Annotated in this window: 18 protein-coding genes; 16 read left to right on the top strand and 2 right to left on the bottom strand. The window is 72.1% G+C overall.

Annotated elements, in window-relative coordinates:
• Positions 1–2 precede the first annotated feature (2 nt).
• The 14 genes from FHX78_RS14340 (at position 3) to recQ (ending at position 17,829) form a co-directional block, all read left to right on the top strand.
• The gene (locus FHX78_RS14340) at positions 3–557 is read left to right on the top strand and encodes a NuoB/complex I 20 kDa subunit family protein (protein ID WP_005313804.1); all 555 of its coding nucleotides are present in this window, start codon (positions 3–5) and stop codon (positions 555–557) included.
• Positions 554–1,294: an NADH-quinone oxidoreductase subunit C gene (locus FHX78_RS14335; RefSeq protein ID WP_145867823.1), complete on the top strand. Its 741-nt coding sequence runs from the start codon at positions 554–556 to the stop codon at positions 1,292–1,294. The genes FHX78_RS14340 and FHX78_RS14335 overlap by 4 nt, the downstream gene beginning before the upstream one ends.
• Positions 1,291–2,643 (top strand): NADH-quinone oxidoreductase subunit D, encoded by a 1,353-nt coding sequence (locus tag FHX78_RS14330; RefSeq protein ID WP_145867820.1) that lies wholly within the window; start codon positions 1,291–1,293, stop codon positions 2,641–2,643. Before FHX78_RS14335 ends, FHX78_RS14330 begins: the two co-directional genes overlap by 4 nt.
• Entirely contained in the window at positions 2,640–3,497 is an 858-nt protein-coding gene (nuoE, locus tag FHX78_RS14325; protein WP_145867819.1) for an NADH-quinone oxidoreductase subunit NuoE, read from the top strand. Before FHX78_RS14330 ends, nuoE begins: the two co-directional genes overlap by 4 nt.
• Positions 3,497–4,846 carry an NADH-quinone oxidoreductase subunit NuoF gene (gene nuoF / locus FHX78_RS14320; RefSeq protein ID WP_145867817.1) on the top strand — a complete coding sequence of 450 codons (1,350 nt, stop codon included), beginning with the start codon at positions 3,497–3,499 and terminating at the stop codon, positions 4,844–4,846. The genes nuoE and nuoF overlap by 1 nt, the downstream gene beginning before the upstream one ends.
• The gene (locus FHX78_RS14315; RefSeq protein WP_145867815.1) at positions 4,843–7,347 is read left to right on the top strand and encodes an NADH-quinone oxidoreductase subunit G; all 2,505 of its coding nucleotides are present in this window, start codon (positions 4,843–4,845) and stop codon (positions 7,345–7,347) included. Before nuoF ends, FHX78_RS14315 begins: the two co-directional genes overlap by 4 nt.
• The gene (nuoH, locus tag FHX78_RS14310; protein WP_145867814.1) at positions 7,344–8,720 is read left to right on the top strand and encodes an NADH-quinone oxidoreductase subunit NuoH; all 1,377 of its coding nucleotides are present in this window, start codon (positions 7,344–7,346) and stop codon (positions 8,718–8,720) included. The genes FHX78_RS14315 and nuoH overlap by 4 nt, the downstream gene beginning before the upstream one ends.
• Positions 8,713–9,354 (top strand): NADH-quinone oxidoreductase subunit NuoI, encoded by a 642-nt coding sequence (nuoI, locus tag FHX78_RS14305; RefSeq protein WP_145867813.1) that lies wholly within the window; start codon positions 8,713–8,715, stop codon positions 9,352–9,354. The genes nuoH and nuoI overlap by 8 nt, the downstream gene beginning before the upstream one ends.
• Positions 9,351–10,193, top strand: a complete 843-nt coding sequence (locus tag FHX78_RS14300; protein WP_145867811.1) for an NADH-quinone oxidoreductase subunit J — start codon at positions 9,351–9,353, stop codon at positions 10,191–10,193. Before nuoI ends, FHX78_RS14300 begins: the two co-directional genes overlap by 4 nt.
• A complete protein-coding gene (gene nuoK / locus FHX78_RS14295) occupies positions 10,190–10,489 on the top strand; it encodes an NADH-quinone oxidoreductase subunit NuoK (RefSeq protein ID WP_004927567.1) in 300 nt (99 codons plus the stop codon). The genes FHX78_RS14300 and nuoK overlap by 4 nt, the downstream gene beginning before the upstream one ends.
• 14 nt (positions 10,490–10,503) lie before the next feature.
• Entirely contained in the window at positions 10,504–12,468 is a 1,965-nt protein-coding gene (gene nuoL, locus FHX78_RS14290) for an NADH-quinone oxidoreductase subunit L (RefSeq protein ID WP_145867810.1), read from the top strand.
• Positions 12,469–12,473: 5 nt separating this feature from the next.
• Positions 12,474–14,045, top strand: coding sequence for an NADH-quinone oxidoreductase subunit M (locus FHX78_RS14285; RefSeq protein WP_145867809.1), 1,572 nt, complete (start codon positions 12,474–12,476; stop codon positions 14,043–14,045).
• A complete protein-coding gene (gene nuoN, locus FHX78_RS14280) occupies positions 14,042–15,703 on the top strand; it encodes an NADH-quinone oxidoreductase subunit NuoN (protein WP_145867808.1) in 1,662 nt (553 codons plus the stop codon). The genes FHX78_RS14285 and nuoN overlap by 4 nt, the downstream gene beginning before the upstream one ends.
• A 158-nt stretch (positions 15,704–15,861) precedes the next feature.
• Positions 15,862–17,829 (top strand): DNA helicase RecQ, encoded by a 1,968-nt coding sequence (gene recQ / locus FHX78_RS14275; protein ID WP_145871955.1) that lies wholly within the window; start codon positions 15,862–15,864, stop codon positions 17,827–17,829.
• A 20-nt stretch (positions 17,830–17,849) separates the two neighbouring features.
• Here the strand turns inward: recQ and FHX78_RS14270 are convergent, their stop codons facing one another.
• Together FHX78_RS14270 and fahA are read right to left on the bottom strand one after the other, a co-directional pair.
• A complete protein-coding gene (locus FHX78_RS14270; protein WP_145867807.1) occupies positions 17,850–18,788 on the bottom strand; it encodes a M56 family metallopeptidase in 939 nt (312 codons plus the stop codon).
• A gap of 171 nt (positions 18,789–18,959) precedes the next feature.
• The gene (gene fahA / locus FHX78_RS14265) at positions 18,960–20,174 is read right to left on the bottom strand and encodes a fumarylacetoacetase (RefSeq protein ID WP_145867806.1); all 1,215 of its coding nucleotides are present in this window, start codon (positions 20,172–20,174) and stop codon (positions 18,960–18,962) included.
• A 294-nt stretch (positions 20,175–20,468) separates the two neighbouring features.
• On the opposite strand from fahA, the gene FHX78_RS14260 reads away from it, so the two are divergent.
• Together FHX78_RS14260 and FHX78_RS14255 are read left to right on the top strand one after the other, a co-directional pair.
• Positions 20,469–21,728 carry a DegT/DnrJ/EryC1/StrS family aminotransferase gene (locus FHX78_RS14260; protein ID WP_145867805.1) on the top strand — a complete coding sequence of 420 codons (1,260 nt, stop codon included), beginning with the start codon at positions 20,469–20,471 and terminating at the stop codon, positions 21,726–21,728.
• Positions 21,721–24,450, top strand: coding sequence for a lipopolysaccharide biosynthesis protein (locus tag FHX78_RS14255; RefSeq protein ID WP_229923827.1), 2,730 nt, complete (start codon positions 21,721–21,723; stop codon positions 24,448–24,450). Before FHX78_RS14260 ends, FHX78_RS14255 begins: the two co-directional genes overlap by 8 nt.
• Positions 24,451–24,570 lie beyond the last annotated feature (120 nt).

Here is a 24,570-nt window from a genome sequence, read left to right as displayed (position 1 = left end):
CCATGGGACTCGAAGAAAAGCTGCCGAGCGGATTCCTGCTGACCACCGTCGAGCAGGCCGCGGGCTGGGTGCGCAAGTCGTCCGTCTTCCCCGCCACGTTCGGCCTCGCCTGCTGCGCCATCGAGATGATGACCACGGGCGCCGGCCGCTACGACCTGGCGCGGTTCGGGATGGAGGTCTTCCGCGGTTCGCCGCGGCAGGCGGACCTCATGATCGTCGCCGGACGGGTCAGCCAGAAGATGGCGCCCGTGCTGCGGCAGGTCTACGACCAGATGCCGAACCCCAAGTGGGTGATCTCCATGGGGGTCTGCGCCTCCTCGGGCGGCATGTTCAACAACTACGCGATCGTCCAGGGCGTCGACCACATCGTCCCGGTCGACATCTATCTCCCCGGCTGTCCGCCCCGCCCCGAGATGCTGATGGACGCCATCCTCAAGCTCCACCAGAAGATCCAGGGCTCCAAGCTCGGCGTGAACGCCGAGGAGGCGGCCCGTGAGGCGGAGGAGGCGGCGCTCAAGGCCCTGCCCACGATCGAGATGAAGGGGCTGCTGCGATGAGCGACGCGAACGGCGACGGCGCCAACCCGGAGAAGGAGCTCTCCGCCGAGAACCTCCCCGGGCAGCGCGGCCAGGGCGGTGAGGAGATCCGCGTCCAGCGCGGCATGTTCGGCGCGAACAACGGCGGCGACACCTCCGGCTACGGCGGGCTGGTCCGCTCCGTCCGGCTCCCGGGGCCGGCCAGCCGCCCCTACGGCGGCTGGTTCGACGAGGTCGCCGACGAGCTCGAGGGCGCGCTGGAGGAGCAGGACCTGCTCCCGGACAACGCCATCGAGAAGACGGTCGTCGACCGCGGCGAACTCACCTTCCACATCGAACGCGAGCACCTGGTCCAGGTCGCCCTCACCCTGCGCGACGACCCCGCCCTGCGCTTCGAGCTCTGCACCGGCGTCAGCGGCGTGCACTACCCGAACGACAAGGGCCGCGAGCTGCACGCCGTCTACCACCTGCGCTCGATCACCCACAACCGGCTGATCCGCCTGGAGGTCAGCGCGCCCGACAGCGACCCGCACATCCCGTCGCTGTTCCCGGTCTATCCCACGAACGACTGGCACGAGCGCGAGACCTACGACTTCTTCGGCATCGTCTTCGACGGTCACCCGGCCCTGACGCGGATCATGATGCCGGACGACTGGCAGGGCTTCCCGCAGCGCAAGGACTATCCCCTCGGCGGCATCCCCGTCGAGTACAAGGGCGCCCAGATCCCGGCTCCGGACCAGCGGAGGTCGTACTCATGAGCACGTCGCACGCGTCCGCATCCGACGCCGCCGCCTCGGCCGCGTCGGCACGCGAGACCACCGAGGGCACCGTCTACACCGTCACCGGCGGCGACTGGGACGAGGTCGTCGAGACCGCGGCCCGGGCCGACGACGAGCGCATCGTCGTCAACATGGGCCCCCAGCACCCGTCCACCCACGGCGTGCTCCGCCTGATCCTGGAGATCGACGGCGAGACGGTCACCGAGGCCCGCTGCGGCATCGGCTACCTCCACACCGGCATCGAGAAGAACCTCGAGTACCGGACGTGGACCCAGGGCACCACGTTCGTGACGCGCATGGACTACCTGACGCCGTTCTTCAACGAGACGGCGTACTGCCTCGCGGTCGAGAAGCTCCTCGGCATCGAGGACCAGATCCCCGACCGGGCCTCGGTCATCCGGGTGCTCCTGATGGAGCTGAACCGGCTCTCCTCCCACCTGGTGGCCATCGCCACCGGCGGCATGGAGCTCGGCGCCACCACGATCATGATCTACGGCTTCCGCGACCGTGAGCTGATCCTCGACATCTACGAGCTGATCACGGGCCTCAGGATGAACCACGCGTACATCCGCCCCGGCGGACTCGCCCAGGACCTGCCGCCCGGCGCGGTGGACCAGATCCGCGAGTTCGTGAAGAAGATGAAGAAGAACCTCCCGGAGTACGACAAGCTCGCCACCGGGAACCCCATCTTCAAGGCCCGCATGCAGGACGTCGGCTACCTCGACCTGGCCGGCTGCATGGCCCTCGGCGCCACCGGCCCGATCCTGCGCTCCACCGGCCTGCCGCACGACCTGCGCAAGACACAGCCGTACTGCGGATACGAGACCTACGACTTCGAGATCCCGACCGCCGACACCTGCGACTCCTACGGCCGCTTCCTGATCCGGCTGGAGGAGATGCGGCAGTCGCTGCACATCGTCGAGCAGTGCCTGGACCGGCTCCAGCCCGGACCGGTCATGGTCGCCGACAAGAAGATCGCCTGGCCCGCCCAGCTCGCCCTGGGACCGGACGGACTGGGCAACTCCCTCGACCACATCAAGAAGATCATGGGCAGCTCCATGGAGGCCCTGATCCACCACTTCAAGCTGGTCACCGAGGGCTTCCGCGTCCCGCCGGGACAGGCGTACGCGGCGGTCGAGTCGCCCAAGGGCGAACTCGGGGTGCACGTCGTCTCCGACGGCGGCACCCGCCCCTACCGGGTCCACTTCCGCGACCCGTCCTTCACCAACCTTCAGGCCATGGCGGCGATGTGCGAGGGCGGCCAGGTCGCCGACGTCATCGTCGCCGTCGCGTCCATCGACCCCGTGATGGGAGGCGTCGACCGGTGACCACCTCTTCTTCGGAGCGGGGCGTCAGCCTGGGCATGCCCGAACTGCCCGCACCCGCCTACCCGGACGACGTCCGGGCCCGGCTGGAGACCGACGCGCGCGAGGTCATCGCCCGCTACCCGGACTCCCGGTCCGCCCTCCTGCCGCTGCTGCACCTCGTGCAGTCGGAGGAGGGACACGTCACGCGCACCGGCATGCGGTTCTGCGCGGACATGCTCGGCCTCACCACCGCCGAGGTGACCGCGGTCGCCACCTTCTACACCATGTACCGGCGCCGGCCGAGCGGCGACTACCAGGTCGGGGTGTGCACCAACACCCTGTGCGCCGTCATGGGCGGCGACGCGATCTTCGAGGAGCTCCAGGAACACCTGGGCGTCGGCAACGGCGAGACCACCGACGACGGCAAGGTCACCCTGGAGCACATCGAGTGCAACGCGGCCTGCGACTTCGCGCCCGTGGTGATGGTCAACTGGGAGTTCTTCGACAACCAGACCCCCGAGAGCGCCAAGCGCATGGTCGACGACCTGCGCGCCGGCCGCCCGGTGGCCCCGACCCGCGGTGCGCCCCTGTGCACCTTCAAGGAGACCGCGCGGATCCTGGCCGGGTTCCCCGACGAGCGCGACGGCGCCGTCGAGGCCACCGGCAGCGCGGGACCCGCCTCCCTGGCCGGCCTGAAGCTGGCCAAGGGCGAGGCGCCGGCCCGCGTGGTGCACCCGCGCGGTGAGGCACCCCGGGACACCCCGCCGCACGAGCCGTCGCCCACGGAGCACCTCAGCTCGCACGACGCGCCGCAGGACACATCGGCCTCCGACCCCTCCCACCCGGCGGGGCCCGCAGCCGAGGAGGGGGAGTGATGACCTTGGCACCCGAACTGAAGGACACCGGCCCGGAGAAGCTGCTCGCACCGGTGCTCTCGGCCTTCTGGGACGAGGACGCGTCCTGGACGCTGGACGTCTACCGCGGGCACGACGGGTACGAGGGGCTGCGCAAGGCGCTCGCCATGTCCCCCGACGACGTCATCGCCTACGTCAAGGAGTCCGGACTGCGCGGACGCGGCGGCGCCGGCTTCCCGACCGGGATGAAGTGGCAGTTCATCCCGCAGGGCGACGGCAAGCCCCACTACCTCGTGGTCAACGCCGACGAGTCGGAGCCGGGCACCTGCAAGGACATCCCGCTCCTCTTCGCCAACCCGCACAGCCTCATCGAGGGCATCGTCATCGCCTGCTACGCGATCCGGTCGTCCCATGCCTTCATCTACCTCCGCGGTGAGGTCGTCCCCGTGCTGCGGCGGCTGCACGAGGCCGTGCGCGAGGCGCGCGAGGCCGGGTTCCTCGGCGAGAACATCCTGGGCAGCGGACTCGACCTCGAACTCACCGTGCACGCGGGCGCGGGCGCGTACATCTGCGGTGAGGAGACCGCACTGCTCGACTCGCTCGAAGGCCGCCGGGGCCAGCCGAGGCTCCGTCCCCCCTTCCCCGCCGTCGCGGGCCTCTACGCGTGCCCGACCGTGGTGAACAACGTCGAGTCGATCGCGTCGGTTCCCGCCATCATGAACCGGGGCAAGGAGTGGTTCCGCTCGATGGGCAGCGAGAAGTCCCCCGGCTTCACGCTCTACTCCCTCAGCGGCCACGTCGCCGGCCCCGGCCAGTACGAGGCGCCCCTCGGCATCACCCTGCGCCAGCTGCTGGAGATGAGCGGCGGGATGCGGCCCGGGCACCGGCTGAAGTTCTGGACGCCGGGCGGCTCCTCCACGCCGATGTTCACCGACGAGCACCTCGACGTCCCCCTCGACTACGAGGGAGTGGGCGCCGCCGGTTCCATGCTCGGCACCAAGGCCCTGCAGTGCTTCGACGAGACGACCTGCGTGGTGCGCGCCGTCACCCGCTGGACCGAGTTCTACGCCCACGAGTCCTGCGGCAAGTGCACGCCCTGCCGTGAGGGCACGTACTGGCTGGTGCAGCTGCTGCGCGACATCGAGGCCGGCAAGGGCCGGATGTCCGACCTCGACAAGCTGAACGACATCGCCGACAACATCAACGGCAAGTCCTTCTGTGCCCTCGGCGACGGCGCCGCCTCGCCGATCTTCTCCTCGCTCAAGTACTTCCGCGAGGAGTACGAGGAGCACATCACGGGCCGCGGCTGCCCCTTCGACCCCGCGAAGTCGACGGCCTGGGCCGACCACCGCACGGAGGTGAACGCATGACCGTGACCACGAGCGCTCCCTCCGGCGGAGGAGAGGCGGCGGTCCCGCCCGAGGACCTCGTCACGCTGACCATCGACGGCGCCGAGATCAGCGTGCCCAAGGGCACCCTGGTCATCCGGGCCGCCGAGCAGCTCGGCATCGAGATCCCCCGGTTCTGCGACCACCCGCTCCTCGACCCGGCCGGCGCCTGCCGGCAGTGCATCGTCGAGGTCGAGGGCCAGCGCAAGCCCATGGCGTCCTGCACCATCACCTGCACCGACGGCATGGTGGTGAAGACCCACCTGACCTCGCCGGTCGCGGAGAAGGCCCAGAAGGGTGTGATGGAGCTGCTGCTCATCAACCACCCGCTGGACTGCCCGGTCTGCGACAAGGGCGGCGAGTGCCCGCTGCAGAACCAGGCGATGTCGCACGGCCACGCCGAGTCCCGCTTCGAGGGCAGGAAGCGCACCTACGAGAAGCCCGTCCCGATCTCCACCCAGGTGCTGCTCGACCGCGAGCGGTGCGTGCTGTGCGCCCGCTGCACCCGCTTCTCCCAGCAGATCGCGGGCGACCCGATGATCGAGCTGGTCGAGCGGGGCGCGCTCCAGCAGGTCGGCACCGGCGAGGGCGACCCCTTCGAGTCGTACTTCTCCGGCAACACCATCCAGATCTGCCCGGTCGGCGCGCTCACCTCCGCCGCCTACCGCTTCCGCTCCCGCCCCTTCGACCTGATCTCGTCGCCGTCGGTGTGCGAGCACTGCTCGGGCGGCTGCGCCACCCGCACCGACCACCGGCGCGGCAAGGTCATGCGACGGCTCGCCGCGCACGACCCCGAGGTCAACGAGGAGTGGATCTGCGACAAGGGACGCTTCGCGTTCCGGTACGCCCAGCAGCGGGACCGGCTCCAGACGCCGCTGGTGCGCAACGCGGAGGGCGACCTGGAGCCTGCGTCCTGGCCGGACGCGCTGCAGATCGCCGCGCAGGGGCTGCTGGCCTCGCGGGGCCGCACCGGTGTCCTGACCGGCGGCCGGCTCACCGTCGAGGACGCCTACGCGTACAGCAAGTTCGCGCGGGTCGCGCTCGACACCAACGACGTCGACTTCCGCGCGCGCGTGCACAGCGCCGAGGAGGCCGACTTCCTCGCCGCCCGGGTGGCGGGCCGCGGCCGTGACCTCGACGGTACGGGCGTCACGTACACCGCGCTGGAGAAGGCGCCGGCCGTCCTGCTCGTCGGGTTCGAGTCCGAGGAGGAGGCGCCCGGCGTCTTCCTGCGGCTGCGCAAGGCCTGGCGCGGGCACGGACAGCGGACCTTCGCCCTGGCCACGCACGCCACGCGGGGTCTGACGAAGGCCGGCGGCACACTGCTGCCGGCGGCCCCCGGCACCGAGACCGAATGGCTGGACGCGCTCTCCAGCGGCGTCGGCCTGGAGGGCGACGGGGCCAGGGCCGCCGAGGCGCTGCGGACCGAGGGCGCGGTGATCGTCGTCGGCGAGCGGCTGGCGGCCGTACGCGGCGGCCTGACCGCGGCCGTGCGCAGTGCCACCGCGACCGGTGCCCGGCTGGTGTGGATCCCGCGCCGGGCCGGGGAGCGCGGCGCCGTGGAGGCGGGCGCGCTGCCGTCACTGCTGCCGGGCGGGCGCCCGGCGACCGACCCGCGCGCGCGGGAGGAGGTCGCCGCCGTGTGGGGCGTCGCCGATCTCCCGCACCGCTACGGCCGGGACACCGGCCAGATCGTGGAGGCGGCGGCCCGCGGCGAACTCCAGGCGCTGCTGGTCGCGGGCGTGGAGGTCGCCGACCTGCCCGACCCGGCCCGCGCGCGGGCGGCACTCGCCGAGGCCGGGTTCGTGGTCTCGCTCGAACTGCGGCCCAGCGAGGTCACCGAACTCGCCGACGTCGTCCTGCCGGTCGCCGCGGTCGCCGAGAAGGCCGGCACCTTCCTCAACTGGGAGGGCAGGGTCCGCCTGTTCGAGGCGGCGCTCAAGCCCGACCAGATGACCCGGCGGGTCGCACCCACCGACGCGCGCGTGCTGCAGATGCTGGCCGACGCCATGGACGTCCACCTGGGCCTGCCGGACCTGCGCACGGTCCGCGCGGAGCTGGACCGGCTCGGCGCCTGGACCGGCCCCCTGGCCACCGACCCGGTGGAGACCGCGGGCTCCCTGCCCCGGCCGGCCGCCGGGGAGGCGGTGCTCGCCGGGCACCGGCTGCTGCTCGACCAGGGGCTGCTCCAGGCCGGCGACGAGGCACTGGCCGGCACCCGACACGCCGCGCACGCGCGCGTGTCCGCCGCCACCGCCGCCGAGGTCGGCGTCAAGGAGGGCGACGCGCTGGCGGTGACCGGGACCGCCGGAACGGTCGAACTCCCCCTGGAGGTCACCGAGATGCCCGACCGCGTGGTGTGGCTCCCGCTGAACTCCACCGGCGGCGGCGTCGCCTCCGACACCGGGGAACTGCCCGGCTCCCTCGTCCGCATCGGACCGGCGACGCCCGCCGGCGAGGCCCCCAAGGAGGTGGAGGCATGAGCCCGTACCTCGCCGCTGAAGACCTCTCGATGTTCGGCCGCGACCCCTGGTGGCTGGTCGTCGTCAAGGCGGTGTTCTGCTTCGCCTTCCTGATGGTGACCGTGCTGATCTCCATCGTCATGGAGCGCAAGGTCGTCGCCTGGATGCAGCTGCGCATCGGCCCCAACCGGCACGGCCCCTGGGGCATGCTCCAGTCGCTCGCCGACGGCGTGAAGCTGATGCTCAAGGAAGACGTCGTCGTCAAGCGCGCGGACAAGGCGGTGTACGTCCTCGCGCCGATCGTCGCGGCCATCCCGGCCTTCATGGCGATCGCGGTGATCCCCTTCGGGCCGGCCGGCAACGAGATCTCGATCTTCGGCCACCGCACCACCATGCAGCTCACCGACCTGCCGATCGCGGTGCTCTACATCCTCGCGGTCGCCTCGGTCGGCATCTACGGCATCGTCCTCGCGGGCTGGAGCTCCGGATCGACGTACCCGCTCCTGGGCGGTCTGCGCTCCTGCGCGCAGATGATCTCCTACGAGATCGCCATGGGCGCCGCGTTCGCCTCCGTGTTCCTCTACTCCGGGTCGATGTCGACGTCGACGATCGTCGAGCAGCAGACCGACCGCTGGTACGTCCTGCTGCTGCCGGTCTCCTTCCTCATCTACATCGTCACCATGGTGGGCGAGACCAACCGCGCCCCCTTCGACATGCCCGAGTCCGAGGGCGACCTGGTCGGCGGCTTCAACACCGAGTACTCGTCGATCAAGTTCGCGATGTTCATGCTCGCCGAGTACATCAACATGGTGACCGTCTCGGCCGTCGCCGTGACGCTGTTCCTGGGCGGCTGGCGGGCCCCGTACCCGATCAGCACCTTCTGGGAGGGCGCGAACCACGGCTGGTGGCCGATGCTCTGGTTCACCGGCAAGCTGCTGACGCTGCTGTTCGGCTTCGTCTGGCTGCGCGGCACGCTGCCGCGCGTGCGCTACGACCAGCTGATGAAGCTCGGCTGGAAGGTCCTCATCCCGGTCTCCCTGGTGTGGCTGATGCTCGTCGCCACCGTGCGGGCCCTGCGGAACGAGAACTACGACTTCGCCGACATCGCCCTCTACATCGGCGGTGCCGTCCTCGCCCTGCTGCTGCTCTCCTTCGTCGCCGACATCTTCCGGGCGAAGGCGAGGGAGGCCGAGCAGCCCGCCGAGGCCGCGCCCGGCTTCGACCCCATGGCGGGCGGGTTCCCCGTACCGCCGCTGCCGGGGCAGGAACTGCCGCCGGTGCCGCGACGCCGCCCGCGCCGCGAGCGCGAGCTGATTGTCAGTGGCGGGCCCGATACTCACAGTGACGGACCGCTGGGTGGGTCCACGGAGGGAAAGGAGGCGCACGATGGCTGAGGAGCCCAAGGAGACCAAGCCCGGTTTCCTGAACCCCGTGGCCGGCTTCGGCGTGACGTTCAAGGCCATGTTCAAGAAGCGGCTGACCGAGCAGTATCCGGAGCAGCAGAAGACCACCGCTCCCCGCTTCCACGGACGGCACCAGCTCAACCGCCATCCGGACGGCCTGGAGAAGTGCGTCGGCTGCGAGCTGTGCGCCTGGGCCTGCCCCGCCGACGCGATCTACGTTGAGGGCGCGGACAACACGGACGAGGAGCGCTACTCGCCCGGCGAGCGGTACGGCCGCGTCTACCAGATCAACTACGCCCGCTGCATCCTGTGCGGCCTGTGCATCGAGGCGTGCCCCACGCGCGCGCTGACGATGACCAACGAGTTCGAGCTGGCCGACTCCAGCCGCGCCAACCTCATCTACACCAAGGAGCAGCTGCTCGCCGGTCTGGAGGAGGGCATGGTCGACTCGCCGCACGCCATGTACCCGGGCACCGACGAACAGGACTACTACCGGGGCCTGGTCACCGAGGCCGCGCCCGGCACCGAGCAGCAGACCGCCCACTCCGAGGGCGAGGCGGTGCAGGAGGCCGAGTCGACCTCCGGCGAGCAGGAACCGGCGTCGGAGAAGGTGATCGGGCGATGACCGGACAGCTCGCCGCCTACTCCACCTCCACCGGAGAGGCCTTCCAGTTCTGGATCCTCGGCACGGTCGCGGTGATCGGCGCCCTGTGCACCGTCTTCATGAAGCGGGCCGTGCACAGCGCGCTCTGCCTCGCCGGCACCATGATCGTCCTGGCGGTGTTCTACCTGGCCAACGGCGCCTACTTCCTGGGCGTCGTGCAGATCGTCGTCTACACCGGCGCGATCATGATGCTGTTCCTGTTCGTGGTGATGCTGGTCGGCGTCACGGCGGCGGACTCCCTGAAGGAGACCATCAAGGGGCAGCGCTGGCTGGCCCTGCTGTGCGGTCTCGGCTTCGGCATCCTGCTGGTCGGCGGCATCGGCAACGCCTCCCTCAGCGAGTTCAACGGCATCGGCGAGGCGAACGCGGGCGGCAACGTGGAGGGCCTGGCGGCCCTCCTGTTCACCAAGTACGTCTTCGCCTTCGAGATCACCGGCGCCCTGCTCATCACGGCCGCCGTCGGCGCCATGGTGCTCACCCACCGGGAGCGCACCGAGCGCGCGATGACCCAGCGCGAGCTGGCCGAGCGGCGTGTCCGCGAGGGCAGGTACCTGCCGCCGCTCCCGGCGCCCGGCGTGTACGCCCGGCACAACGCGGTGGACATCGCGGGCCTGCTGCCCGACGGCACCCCGTCGGACCTCACCGTCAGCAAGACGCTGCGGGAGCGCGGCCAGATCCGTGACGTCTCCCGGGAGGCGATCAACGACCTGCGGGCGATGGAGCAGCGCGCGGAGGAGCGGCTGGAGCGCCGCGCCATCGACGCGCCGACGTTCAAGCGGGCCGAGGAGGCGTCGAAGTGAACCCGGTCAACTACCTCTATCTGGCGGCCCTGTTGTTCACGATCGGCGCCACCGGCGTGCTGATCAGGCGCAACGCGATCGTCGTGTTCATGTGCGTCGAGCTGATGCTCAACGCCTGCAACCTCGCCTTCGTCGCCTTCTCCCGGATGCACGGCAACCTCGACGGCCAGATCATCGCGTTCTTCACGATGGTCGTCGCCGCCGCGGAGGTCGTGGTCGGACTGGCGATCATCGTGTCCCTGTTCCGTTCCCGCCACTCGGCCTCGGTCGACGACGCCAGCCTGATGAAGCTGTGAGGGGCTGCTGAATCGTGGAGAACCTGATTGCGCTGCTGGTGGCGGCGCCCCTGCTCGGAGCGGCGGTCCTGCTGTGCGGCGGACGCCGGCTGGACGCCGTCGGCCACTGGATCGGCACCGTCCTCGCGGGCGCCTCCTTCGTGCTCGGCCTGGTGCTGTTCACCGACCTGCTCGGCAAGGGCGCCGAGGAACGCACCGTCACCCAGCACCTGTTCAGCTGGATCCCGGTGGAGGGCTTCCAGGCCGACGTCGCCTTCCGGCTCGACCAGCTGTCGATGACGTTCGTCCTGCTGATCACCGGCGTCGGCTCGCTGATCCACCTGTACTCCGTCGGGTACATGGAGCACGACGAGCGGCGCCGCCGCTTCTTCGGCTATCTGAACCTGTTCCTCGCGGCGATGCTGATCCTCGTCCTCGCCGACAACTACCTGCTGCTCTACGTCGGCTGGGAGGGCGTCGGTCTCGCCTCCTACCTGCTGATCGGCTTCTGGCAGCACAAGCCCAGCGCCGCCACGGCCGCCAAGAAGGCCTTCCTGGTCAACCGGGTCGGCGACATGGGCCTGTCGCTCGCGATCATGCTGATGTTCCTGTGGTTCGGCACCTTCGCCTTCGAGCCGGTGCTCGGCACGCACGGGGAGGCCGGACTCGCCGGGGCCGCCGGTGAGGACAAGCTCACCGCGATCGCGCTGATGCTGCTGCTCGCCGCGTGCGGCAAGTCCGCCCAGGTGCCGCTGCAGTCCTGGCTCGGTGACGCGATGGAGGGCCCGACCCCGGTCTCGGCCCTGATCCACGCCGCGACCATGGTGACGGCGGGCGTCTACCTGATCGTCCGCTCCGGAGCCATCTTCAACGGCGCCCCGGACGCCCAGCTGGTCGTCACCATCGTCGGCGCGGTCACGCTGCTCTTCGGTGCGATCGTCGGTTGCGCGAAGGACGACATCAAGAAGGCGCTGGCCGGGTCGACCATGTCGCAGATCGGCTACATGGTGCTCGCCGCGGGCCTCGGCCCGATCGGCTACGTCTTCGCGATCATGCACCTGGTGACGCACGGCTTCTTCAAGGCCGGGCTGTTCCTCGGCGCCGGCTCCGTCATGCACGGCATGAACGACGAGGTCGACATGCGCCGCTACGGCGGCCTCAGGAAGTACATGCCGGTCACCTTCGTCACCTTCGGCCTCGGCTACCTCGCCATCATCGGCTTCCCGTTCCTGTCCGGGTTCTACTCCAAGGACAAGATCATCGAGTCGGCGTTCGCCAAGGGCGGCACCGAGGGCTGGATCCTCGGCGCCTGCGCCCTGCTGGGCGCGGCCCTCACCGCGTACTACATGACCCGCGTGATGCTGATGACGTTCTTCGGCGAGGAGCGCTGGCGCGACGCCCCGACGCCGTCGCCGGCCGCGCCGGACGTGGAGCCCGCCGCCGAGACGCGCGGCGCGTACACCCCGCCGCACCCGCACGAGTCGCCCAAGGTCATGACGATCCCGATGATCGTCCTCGCTGTCGGATCGGTGTGCGGCGGCTTCTTCTTCAACCTCGGCGACCGCTTCCTGCACTGGCTGGAGCCCGTCACCGGACACGACCATGGGCACGCGCCGATCAGCGCCATGACGGTGACGGCCGCCACGGTCGCGGTGATGGTCGTCGGCGTGGCGGTCGCCTGGGCCCAGTACGGGCGCCGTCCGGTCCCGGCCGTCGCCCCGCGCGGATCGCTGCTCACCCGGGCCGCCCGGCGCGACCTGCTCCAGGACGACTTCAACCACGTGGTCCTGGTGCGCGGCGGCGAACACCTCACGCGCTCGCTGGTCTACGTCGACCACACCCTGGTCGACGGGGTCGTCAACGGCACGGCGGCCTCCATGGGCGGCCTGTCCGGGCGCCTGCGCCGGCTGCAGAACGGCTTCGCCCGGTCCTACGCGGTCTCGATGTTCGGCGGCGCGGCCGTCCTGGTCGCCGCGACCCTGCTGATGAGGGCGGTCTGATACCGATGTCCTTTCCTCTGCTGACAGCGACGGCGGCGCTCCCGGCCATCGGGGCGATCGCCACGGCCGCCGTACCGGCCGCGAAGCGCACGGCCGCCAAGTGGCTGGCCCTGCTGTTCTCGCTCGCCACGCTCGTGCTGGCGCTCGTCGTCCTGGTGCGGTTCGACCCGGACGGCGACCGCTACCAGCTCACCGAGTCGCACGCCTGGATCGCCGACTTCGGCGTCCGCTACGAACTGGGCGTCGACGGCATCGCGGTGGCGCTGATCGCGCTGACCGCGCTGCTGATCCCGTTCATCGTCCTCGCGGGCTGGCACGACGCCGACCCGCTGGAGACCGGCAGCAGGCGGTGGCGGCCGACGCAGGGCTTCTTCGCCCTGATCCTGGCCGTCGAGGCGATGGTGATCATCTCCTTCGAGGCCACCGACGTCTTCCTCTTCTACATCTTCTTCGAAGCCATGCTGATCCCGATGTACTTCCTCATCGGCGGCTTCGGGGACCGGGCCCACGAGCACGGCGAGGAGAAGGCGGCGACGCAACGCTCGTACGCGGCCGTGAAGTTCCTCCTCTACAACCTGGCCGGCGGTCTGATCATGCTGGCCGCGGTGATCGGGCTGTACGTGGTCGCCGGGAACTTCTCGCTCACCGAGATCGCCGCGGCGCGGGCCGACGGCTCGCTCGACATGGCGACGAACACCGAACGCTGGCTGTTCCTCGGCTTCTTCTTCGCCTTCGCGGTGAAGGCGCCGCTGTGGCCGCTGCACACCTGGCTGCCCAACGCCATGCAGGAGTCCACCGCGCCGGTGGCCGTGCTCATCACGGCGGTCGTCGACAAGGTGGGCACCTTTGCGATGCTCCGCTTCTGCCTCGGGCTGTTCCCGGAGGCCAGCGCGTGGGCGACACCGGCGATCCTGGTGCTGGCCCTGGTCAGCATCATCTACGGCGCGCTGCTCGCGGTCGGCCAGCGCGACATCAAGCGGCTGATCGCCTACGCGTCGATCTCGCACTTCGGCTTCATCATCATGGGCATCTTCGCGATGACCAGCCAGGGCCAGTCCGGCGCGACGCTCTACATGGTCAACCACGGCATCTCGACCGCCGCGCTGATGCTGGTGGCCGGTTTCCTGATCTCGCGGCGCGGCTCCCGGCTCATCGCCGACTACGGCGGTGTGCAGAAGGTCGCCCCGGTGCTCGCCGGCACCTTCCTGATCGGCGGCCTCGCCACCCTCTCGCTGCCGGGGCTCGCGCCCTTCGTCAGTGAGTTCCTGGTCCTGGTCGGCACGTTCACGCGCTACCCGGTGGTCGGCATCATCGCCACCTTCGGCATCGTTCTCGCCGCGCTCTACACCCTCGTCCTCTACCAGCGGACGATGACGGGCCCGGTGAAGCCCGAGGTCGCCTCGATGCCCGACCTGCGGGTGCGGGAGATCGCGGTGGTGGCGCCGCTGGTGGTGCTGCTGATCTTCCTGGGCGTCTACCCGAAGCCCGTCACCGACGTCGTGAACCCGGCGGTGGAGCACACCATGTCCGACGTACAGAAGAAGGACCCCCAGCCCGAGGTGGAGGCGGCCAAGTGAGTGCGACAGCAGCCGTCCACAGCCTGTGGACAACGGCGGCCACCGCGGCCGACCCGATCTCGAAGATCGACGCGCCGAAGATCGAGTACGGGCAGCTCGCGCCCACGCTGATCGTCGTCGGCGCGGCGGTCCTCGGCATCCTGGTCGAGGCGTTCGTGCCGCGCAGGACGCGCTACTACGCGCAGATGTTCGTCGCCGTGGCGGCGCTCGTCGCCGCCTTCGCCGCGGTCGTGGCGCTCGCCGCCGACGGCTACGGCACCACCAAGGCGGGCATCGCGGCGATGGGCGCCATCGCCGTCGACGGCCCCGCCCTGTTCCTCCAGGGCACCATCCTGCTGACCGCCCTGGTCGGCCTGTTCACCTTCGCCGAGCGCCGCCTCGACCCGGAGGCGCACGGCAACCGGGTCGACTCCTTCGCCGCGCAGGCCGCCTCCGTACCGGGCAGCGACAGCGAGAGGAAGGCGGTCAGGGCCGGGTTCACCACCACCGAGGTGTTCCCGCTGCTGCTCTTCGCGGTGGCCGGCATGCTGGTCTTCCCGGCCGCCAACGACCTGCTGACGCTGTTCGTGGCGCTGGAGGTCCTCTCGCTCCCGCTGTACCTGCTGTGCGCGCTGGCCCGCCGCAAGCGGCTGATGTCGCAGGAGGCGGCGGTCAAGTACTTCCTGCTCGGCGCGTTCGCCTCCGCGTTCACGCTGTTCGGCATCGCCCTGCTGTACGGCTACTCCGGCTCGATGTCGTACGCGACGATCGCGCAGGTCGTCGACGGCACCGTCCAGGACGTCAGCCCGGCGCTCGCCGACACCATGGGCAACGACGCGCTGCTGCTGGTCGGCGCCGCGCTGCTGGTCATGGGCCTGCTGTTCAAGGTCGGCGCCGTCCCCTTCCACATGTGGACGCCCGACGTGTACCAGGGCGCCCCGACGCCGGTGACGGGCTTCATGGCGGCGGCGACCAAGGTCGCGGCGTTCGGCGCGCTGCTGCGGATCCTGTACGTGGTGCTGCCGGGCCTGCGCTGGGACTGGCGGCCGGTCATGTGGGCCGTCGCCATCGTCACCATGCTGGCCGGCGCGATCGTGGCGATCACGCAGACCGACATCAAGCGGCTGCTGGCGTACTCGTCGATCGCCCACGCCGGCTTCATCCTCGCGGGTGTCATCGCGACCACACCGTCGGGCATCTCGTCCGTCCTCTTCTACCTGGCGGCGTACTCGTTCGTGACCATCGGCGCGTTCGCGGTGGTCACGCTGGTGCGGGACGCCGGGGGCGAGGCGACGCACCTGTCCAAGTGGGCGGGCCTCGGCCGCCGCTCCCCGCTGGTGGCGGCGGTGTTCGCGGTGTTCCTGCTGGCCTTCGCGGGCATCCCGCTGACCTCCGGTTTCGCCGGGAAGTTCGCCGTGTTCAAGGCGGCGGCGGAGGGCGGGGCGGCCCCGCTGGTCGTGGTCGGTGTGATCTCGTCGGCCATCGCCGCGTTCTTCTACATCCGCGTCATCGTCCTGATGTTCTTCAGCGAGCCGCGCCCCGAGGGCCCGACCGTCGCGGTGCCGTCACCGCTGACGATGACGGCGATCGGGGTCGGCGTGGCGGTCACGGTGGTGCTCGGTGTGGCACCGCAGTACTTCCTTGAGCTGGCCGGGGACGCGGGAGTGTTCGTGCGCTGACCCCGCGCCCGCCCGGCGAGGGAGCGGCCCGGTGACCCCGTGACGGGGGTGCCGGGCCGCAGCCGTTCCCGCCCGGCCTGTGGACAACCGCGGGGCTGTCGGTGCGGGCGCCTATCGTGGACGCAGTGGTCGAGGGACGACGCACGGGGGACGGGACGATGCACGGGACGGGCGGTACCGCCGGGATGACGATGACGGATGGGGAGGCGCTGGCCACCCTGCACCGGGTGTTCGGCTACGACGCCTTCCGCGGTGAGCAGGAAGCGGTCGTCGAGCATGTGATCGCGGGTGGTGACGCGGTCGTGCTCATGCCGACCGGCGGCGGAAAATCGCTGTGCTACCAGATCCCGGCCCTGGTCAGACCGGGCACGGGGGTCGTCGTCTCACCGCTGATCGCCCTGATGCAGGACCAGGTGGACGCGCTTCGGGCGCTGGGTGTGCGCGCCGGGTACATGAACTCCACGCAGGACTTCGAGGAGCGCCGACTCGTCGAGGCCGAGTTCCTCGCCGGCGAGCTGGACCTGCTGTACCTCGCTCCGGAGCGGCTGCGGCTGGACAGCAGCCTCGATCTGCTCTCCCGGGGCAAGATCTCCGTCTTCGCGATCGACGAGGCGCACTGCGTGTCCCAGTGGGGACACGACTTCCGGCCGGACTACCTCACCCTGTCGCTGCTCGGCGAGCGGTGGCCGGACGTGCCCCGGATCGCGCTCACGGCGACGGCCACGCACGCCACGCACCGGGAGATCACCGAGCGGCTGAACATGCCGTCGGCCCGGCACTTCGTGGCCAGCTTCGACCGGCCCAACATCCAGTACCGGCTCGTGCCGAAGGCGGACCCGAAGAAGCAGCTGCTGCATTTCCTGCGCGAGGAGCACGCCGGGGACGCGGGCATCGTCTACTGCCTCTCGCGCAACTCGGTGGACAAGACCGCCGAGTTCCTCTCGCGCAACGGCATCGAGGCGGTGCCGTACCACGCGGGTCTCGACGCGGGGACGCGCGCGCGGCACCAGGCGCGGTTCCTGCGGGAGGACGGCCTGGTGGTGGTGGCGACCATCGCGTTCGGCATGGGCATCGACAAGCCGGACGTCCGCTTCGTCGCCCACCTCGACCTGCCCAAGTCGGTCGAGGGCTACTACCAGGAGACGGGCCGCGCGGGGCGCGACGGGCTGCCGTCCACGGCCTGGATGGCGTACGGGCTCAACGACGTCGTGCAGCAGCGCAAGCTGATCCAGTCCGGTGAGGGCGACGAGGCGTTCCGGCGGCGCGCCAACCAGCACCTGGACGCGATGCTCGCGCTGTGCGAGACCGTCCGGTGCCGGCGCGGCCAGCTCCTGGCCTACTTCGGCCAGGAGGCCGGCCCGGCCGGCTGCGGCAACTGCGACACCTGTCTGACCCCGCCGGAGACCTGGGACGGGACCGTCGCGGCGCAGAAGGTGCTGTCGACGGTGGTGCGGTTGCAGCGGGAGCGCGGGCAGAAGTTCGGCGCCGCGCAGATCGTCGACATCCTGCTGGGGCGGCGCACGGCCAAGGTGATCCAGTTCGACCACGACCAGCTCTCCGTGTTCGGGATAGGGGAGGAGCTGACGGAGGCGGAGTGGCGGGGCGTCGTGCGCCAGCTGCTCGCCCAGGGGCTGCTCGCCGTGGAGGGCGAGTACGGCACGCTGGGGCTCACCGAGGCGAGCGGGGCGGTGCTGCGGCGGGAGCGGGAGGTGCCGCTGCGCAAGGAGCCGAAGAAGCCGGCGACCGCCCGGGGCACGGGCGGCCGGGGCGACCGCAAGGCCAGGGCGGCCGCCGCCGAACTGCCGGCGGAGCTGCTCCCGGCGTTCGAGGCGCTGCGCGCCTGGCGTGCCGAGCAGGCCCGCGAGCAGGGCGTCCCGGCGTACGTCATCTTCCACGACGCCACGCTCAGGGAGATCGCCACCGTCTGGCCCGCCTCGGTGGCCGAGCTCGGCGGGATCAGCGGAGTGGGCGAGAAGAAGCTGGCCACGTACGGGGAGGGCGTGGTGGGGGTGCTGGCCGGGCTGAAGGCGCCGGCGGACACCGGGACCGGGACGCCCACCGCCGGTGCCGCCCACCCCGGTGAGGACGACTGGCCCACGGAGGAGCCGGAGCCCGACTGGAGCTAGGGCCGGCGGGGGCGGGCGTTCTACGGCAGGGCCGTCAGCCCCGGTGCGAAGGTGATCAGCAGGGGGAGGAGGGGGACCAGCGCCGCCACCGTCGTCGTCAGGGCGCGGTGGTGGCGGTCGAGGCGGGGCGGCGGCTCCAGGAGGCGGTCGACGCGTTCGCCGAGCAGGCGGTGGCTGGACGCGCAGGACAGCACTCCCCGGTGCTGGTTGAGTTCGATCAGGGCCAGGGCCGTGGTCAGGTGACCGCAGCGGCGGGAGGCGGTGTCGTCGGCGGCCAGCTCGACCAGCCGGTGGGTCTGGTCGCAGAAGTGGGCGAACAGCGGGATCCGGGGAAAGCCGGTGGCCAGGGCCGTGGACAGGTGCAGCAGCCAGTCGTGGCGGGCGCGGGCGTGGCCGCGCTCATGGGTGAGGACGGCGTCCAGCTGGTGGTCGGTGAGGCGCTGTAGCGCGCCGGTGGTGACGATCAGCTGGGGCGGGCTGCCCGGCATCCACCAGGCGTCGGGGTACTCGTCCTCCAGCACCAGCAGCGGGCCGCGGCCCGCCGGGAGTCCCGCGGGCAGCTCGGGGGCGCGCTCGCGCAGCTGCGCCCGGGCCCGGCTGCGGCGCCGGCGGGCCTCGACCAGCTCGCGCCCGAGCATGGCCGTCGTCCAGGCCGCCCCGCAGGCCAGCAGCAGGGTGAGCGCGCTCGCCCACAGCGGTGCGGAGGACAGGTCGTACGCCGCGGTCACGGCGGGCGGGGCCGGGGCGAAGAGCTGGGCGCGGACGGTGCCGAAGACGGCGGCGGCACCGAGGGCGAGCGCCGTCAGACAGCACAGCAGGACGGTGGCGACCAGGCACTGCCACACCCACAGCCCCACCACGGGCTCCCGCTCCGGCCACTTCGCGCGGGTCAGCGCCCGCGGGACGGGCACGGCGGCCGTCACGGCGACAACGCTCAGCAGGAGCAGGCAGACGGTCATGCCACGGGCTCCGGATCTCCTCGGACGAGGGCGGCTTCGGGTCGTGCTGGGGCGTGCGTGAGGTGCGGGGGGCGCGCGGAGTGAACGCGCACACCGCCCGACGCCCAGTATGACGGCGAAGGGCGGTGCGAGTCAGCGTCCGGACGGGACCGGAAGGGGGCGGCGGACGGTTCAGGCCGTGGGGACGATCCGTCCCGTGACCTCGCCGAGGCCCACGCGGACCCCGTCCGGGCCCGGCGCCCACGCCGTCAGGGTCACCACGTCCCCGTCCTCCAGGAACGTCCGCTTGCCGTCGGGGAGTTCGAGGGGGTCGCGGCCGTTCCAGGTCAGCTCCAGCAGCGAGCCGCGCTCCCGCTCGGCGGGGCCGCTCACGGTGCCCGAGCCGTACAGGTCGCCGGTGCGCAGCGAGGCGCCGTTGACGGTCATGTGGGCGAGCTGCTGGGCGGCCGTCCAGTACATGGTGGAGAAGGGGGGTTCGGAGACGACGTGGCCGTTGAGGGCGACGGTAATCCGCAGGTCGTACCCGCCGGGTTCCTCGTCCGTGTCGTCCAGGTAGGGCAGCAGCGCGTGGGTGCGCTCCGGCGGTGCCACGCGCGCCTCCTCCAGGGCGTCCAGCGGGGTGATCCAGGCCGACACCGAGGTGGCGAAGGACTTGCCGAGGAACGGGCCGAGGGGGACGTACTCCCAGGCCTGGACGTCGCGCGCGGACCAGTCGTTGAGGAGGCAGAGGCCGAAGACGTGCTCGCGGAAGTCGCCGAGCGGCACCGGCCGGCCCAGTGCGGACGGCACACCCACCACGAAGCCGACCTCGGCCTCGATGTCCAGCCGCGCGGACGGCCCGAAGACCGGAGCGGGGTCCGCGGGCCCCTTGCGCTGGCCCGAGGGGCGTACGACGTCGGTGCCCGACACCACGACCGTGCCGGAGCGGCCGTGGTAACCGATCGGCAGGTGCTTCCAGTTCGGGGTCAGGGAGTCGGGCGCGTCGGGGCGGAACATCCGGCCTACGTTCCGGGCGTGGTTCTCCGAGGCGTAGAAGTCGACGTAGTCCGCGACCTCGAAGGGGAGGTGCAGGGTCACCTCGGACAGCGGGTGGAACAGCGGCTCGACGGTCTCCCGGTGGGCCGGGACCGTCACCCACGCCGTGAGCGCGCGCCGCACGTCCGACCAGGCCGTACGGCCGGCGGCCAGCAGCGGGCCGAGGGTCGGGCGGGCGAGCAGGGAGGCGTAGGGGGAGCCGAGGGCGTGGGCCGCCGCGCCGGCGTCGAGGACGTGGTCGCCGAGGCGGACGCCCACGGTCCGCTCCGACGAACCGGGGGGCGAGAACACGCCGTACGGCAGGTTGTGCGGGCCGAAGGGATCGCCCTCGGGGACATCGAAGGGGGGCATCGGGTGCTGCCTCGCTTTCGTGTGCGCAGGTGCTCCACGTGTCCGTGGCCGTGCCACACGTTACGGGTGACATGGCGGTCTTGTGCAGAGCCGCAGTGGTGGTGTGGCGGCGGGAGGGGCCGCCGGCCGCGCACGCCCGGGCGCGAGGGCGCCGTGCGCCGCTTCCACTTGCGTACCGGAAGTTGTCCACAGGCCGGTTACGCAATCTTGACGGAGCGGTGCGAAGGGGGCGAGTCTGGGCGGGTGCCGGAAGGCCTCGGGGAGGGGGCGTTCCGACGGCACACAGGGGGGCGAATGGCCACAGGGGAGGCCGGCCCGGGTTCGGTGCGCCACGGCTCGCAGTCGAAACGGCTGGAAGAGACCATGCGCGGCCGGCTCGGCCGGGAATGCGTGTACGTGCCGTCATGCCGGTTCGGGCTGTTCGTGGCCCTGCGCCACTGGTGCCCGCCGGGCGGCAGGGTCCTGATGTCGCCGGTCAACGACGACGTCATCTTCTTCGTTGTGCTGGCGGCGGGACTGCGGCCGGTACAGGCGCCGTTGAACCCGTTCGACGCGTCCATCGACATCGACGCCGTGCCCGACGAGGTGTGGGGCTCGCTCTCCGCCGTCCTGACGACCAACCTGTACGGCAATCCGGATCCGGCCCCCGAACTGCGGGCGCGTTGCGACGCGTTGGGCATCCCGCTGTTCGAGGACGCGGCGCACGCCATCGGCAGCGAGGTCGGCGGGCGGCCGGTCGGGGCCTGGGGCGAGGCCTCCGTTTTCAGCCTTTCCAAGCACGCCGACGCCCAGGCCGGGGGCATCCTGTCGCTCGCCGACCCGGACCTGCGCGAGACCGTGCGCGCCGCCTGCGACGCCCTGCTCACCCCGCGCCGCACGGCGTCCGAACTCGCCTACGCCGTACGGCCGTACGCCGAGGCGGCGGTGCGGGGGCTGGGGCTGCGGCGGGCCGCGTGGGCCGCGATGGGGCTGCTGGGGCTGACGGAGCGCGACGGGATCAGGATGCCGCTGCGTCCGGAGGCGCTGGCCCGGGCGGCCGGCCCGGCCCCGGACCTGGCCACGCACGACCCCTGGGTCCGCGTCGACATGCACACCTACCGCCAGGAGTCCGGCCCGCTGCGGCTGCGGCGGATCCAGCGCAGACTCGGGCGGCTGGACGAGGTGTTACGGGCGGCCCGGGACGGCACCGAGCTGCTGCTGTCCACGCGCTGGGCGCGGCCGCCGGAGGGCGGCGCCGTGCAGCCGCTGTTCCGGGTGCCGCTGCTGGTGGCGGACCGGGACGCGGCGATCGCGGCGCTGGCGCGGAGCGGGATCGTCGTCGGCTACCTCTACGACCCGCCCCTGGACGACTACGCGGGGGCCCGGTTCACGGACCCGTCGCCCGCGCCCGATGCGGCCCGCTGGTTCGCGCGGCACGCGCTGCCGGTGGACCCGCTGCGGGCGCGGCAGGCCGTCGAGGCGCTGGAGCGGTCCGGTGCGCGGCCGGCCGAACCGCCACCGGGCCCGGCCGGGCCGGGGACGGCGACGGGCGGGCTGGGGTCGTCCCGTGAATGACACCCAGGTGCAGGAACCGGCGGCGGTGCGCGCCGACGGCGGGCCCCGGCCCGCCGGGGACGGGCCGGGCTCCGACTCCCTGTTCAAGAACGCCTACTTCCTGATGCTCAGCACGGGCGTGTCCGCCGTCCTCGGCCTGGGGTTCTGGCTCGTGGCCGCCCGCTACTACTCCGAGGACGCCGTCGGCGAGGGGTCCGCCGCGATCGCCGCGATGCGCCTGCTCGCCAGCATCACCGCGACCACGATGATCGGCGCCGTGGTCCGCTTCGTCCCGCGGGCCGGCCGCGAGACCGGACGCCTGGTGTGGGGCGTGTACGGGGCGAGTTCCGTGGTCGTCGCCCTGGCCGCGGGCGTCTTCCTGCTCACCCTCGACCGGTGGGGCGCCTCCTACGAACCCCTCGGCACCCCGCTGGCCGGGGCGCTGTTCGTCGCGGCGTGCGTGGCCTGGGCGCTGCTCACGCTCCAGGACGGGGTGCTCACCGGGCTGCGCAAGGCCGAGTGGGTGCCGGCCGGCAACGCGATGTTCTCCGTCGGGAAGCTGGTCCTGCTGGCCGTCTTCGCGAGCGCGCTGCCCGTGCTGGGCATCTTCGCGTCCTGGGCCGTGGCCATCGCGTTCTCCACCCTCCCCCTCGGCTGGCTGATCTTCCGCCGGCTCATCCCGCGCCAGGCCGCCGCCGACCGCGACGTGGAACCGCCCGCCCTGCGCACCATGGGCCGCTTCCTGGCCGGTGACTCGCTCGGCGCGCTGTTCAGCCTGGCGATGATCAACCTGCTGCCCGTGATGGTCGCCGTCCGCTTCAGCGCCGCGGAGAACGGCTACTTCTACGTGGCGTACACCGTCGGCGGCACGATGGAGTTCATGGCCATCAACATGGCCTCGTCGCTCACCGCCCACGCCTCGCACGACCCGCGCCAACTGGCCGACGGGGTGCGGGGCGCGCTGCGCCGGATGACGCTGCTGCTGGTGCCGGTGGTGGCGGTCCTGGTGATCTTCGCACCGCTGATCCTCACGCCGTTCAGCGCGGACTACGCCGAGCACGGCTCGACCGTACTGAGGCTACTCGCCCTGGGGGCGCTGCCCCGGGTGGTCGTGGAGCTCTACATCGGCGTGCTGCGGGTGCAGGGGCGCACGGGAGTGCTCGCGGCGCTCCAGGGGGCGATGTGCGCCCTGGTGCTGGGCAGCGCGGGTGTGCTGTTCACCCCGGCGGGGATCGCGGGGGCCGGATGGGCGGTGCTGATCAGCATGACGCTGATCGCGGCCGTCTCGGTGTTCGGGCTGCGGGCGGCCCTGCGCGACCGGACCGGCGGCCCCGCGGACCGGCCGCCCACCGGCACCGCCTACGGCACGCGCTGGGCCCGGCTGAACGCCACCGCCGGGTACGGCACCGGCTGGGCCCGCCGCACCGCGTCCGGGGACGAGCGGTCCGAGGAGTCCGGCGAGGACACGGTCACGTTGTTCATCGGCCGCCCCGGGTACGAACGCGAGGCCTTGCAGGCGGACACGCTGGCGTTCATCGTACGGCCGCAGCCCGCTCCCGGACCGGGAGCCGGAGCGGCGGGCGCGGGGGAGCCGGCGGGGGGAGCCGAGGAGGGCGCTGGTGCCGGGACGGCGGCGGCGGACGCGGGACCTGACGGGGTGGAGGAGCGGGTCCGGGCGGACGAGCGGGCCGGGGCGGACGGGTGGTCGCGGGCGGAGGAGGCGGTCCGGGCAGACGGGCGCGCCCGGACGGACGCCTGGTCACGGGTGGAGGAGCCGGGCCGGGCGGACGTCTGGTCACGGGTGGAGGAGCCGGGCCGGGCGGACGAGCCGGTCCAGCGGGACGAGCGGGACGAGCGGGACGCGTGGGGCGGGTCGGCGGGGGACCGGTCCGGGTGGAAGGACGGGCCGGACGGGGACCGGTCCGCGGGGCCGTCACCGTGGCGCGGGGCGCCGCGGCAGCCCGGCCGGACCACCTGGGCCGCCGCGGCCCCACCGGCCACCGCCTCGCGGGAGCGGCGCGGGCCCGCGGAGGCCGGCGCGGCGCGGCCCAACCCGCCGCGGCCGTCCGGCGGCCCGGACGACCGGCGTCTGAGACACCTCCTGTGGGCCGTCCTCGGACTCGCCACCCTCGTCTTCTGGGCCTCGGTGCGCGACCTGCCCCGGCTCGACGGAACCGACGCCGCCGCACTGACCGGGCGTCAGCTGCTGGAAGGGCTGCCGCTCACGGCGCTCGCCTCTGGGGGCGTACTGCTCCTGGTCTTCGTCGCCTCGGTGACGCTGTCCACGCGGGCCGACACCTGGCTCACCGGTACGGCACTGGGGTCCGCCCTGGTCGCGCTGCACGCCGCGCCCGTCCTCCTCGGCCGGGAACCGGAGCCCGTGGGCGGCGCGTTCTCCCCGCAGACGGCCGGTTCCCTCGCGGAGGCGTTGGGCCTGGACGTGCCCGGACCGCTGCTGCGCTGGGTGCCGCTGGTCTGCCATGTGCTGTGCCTCGCCGCCCTGTGGCCGCTGCTCGCGCACGTGGGCGGACGGCTGTCGTGGCCGGGGCGCTGGGGGGTCCTGTATCTCGTCGCCGTGGGCGGCTGGGTGGCGCGCGACGCCCTCGCGCCGGCCACGCCGGTCCTGCTCGCCCTGCTCGTCGTCCTGCACACCGTCGTCGTCCGCGTCCTGCTCCCGCTGCTCCGCCGCGCCGTGCCGGCGCCGCCCCGCCGCAGACCGCCGAGCGGCCTGCCCGAGGACTGATCACGCCAGAGAGCCGAACCGCCAGGGGGGAACCACCGTGCGTCCGCCAACCACTCCACGCGAGAGATCCGCGCCCGAGCCCGCGCCGGACGGCACACCGGCCCGGGCCACCCCTGACGA

The sequence above is a fragment of the Streptomyces capillispiralis genome, assembly GCF_007829875.1.
Classification (GTDB): Bacteria; Actinomycetota; Actinomycetes; order Streptomycetales; family Streptomycetaceae; genus Streptomyces; species Streptomyces capillispiralis.
The sequence above is the reverse complement of the archived record's forward strand: the minus strand, read 5'-3'. Positions and strand labels throughout refer to the sequence as shown.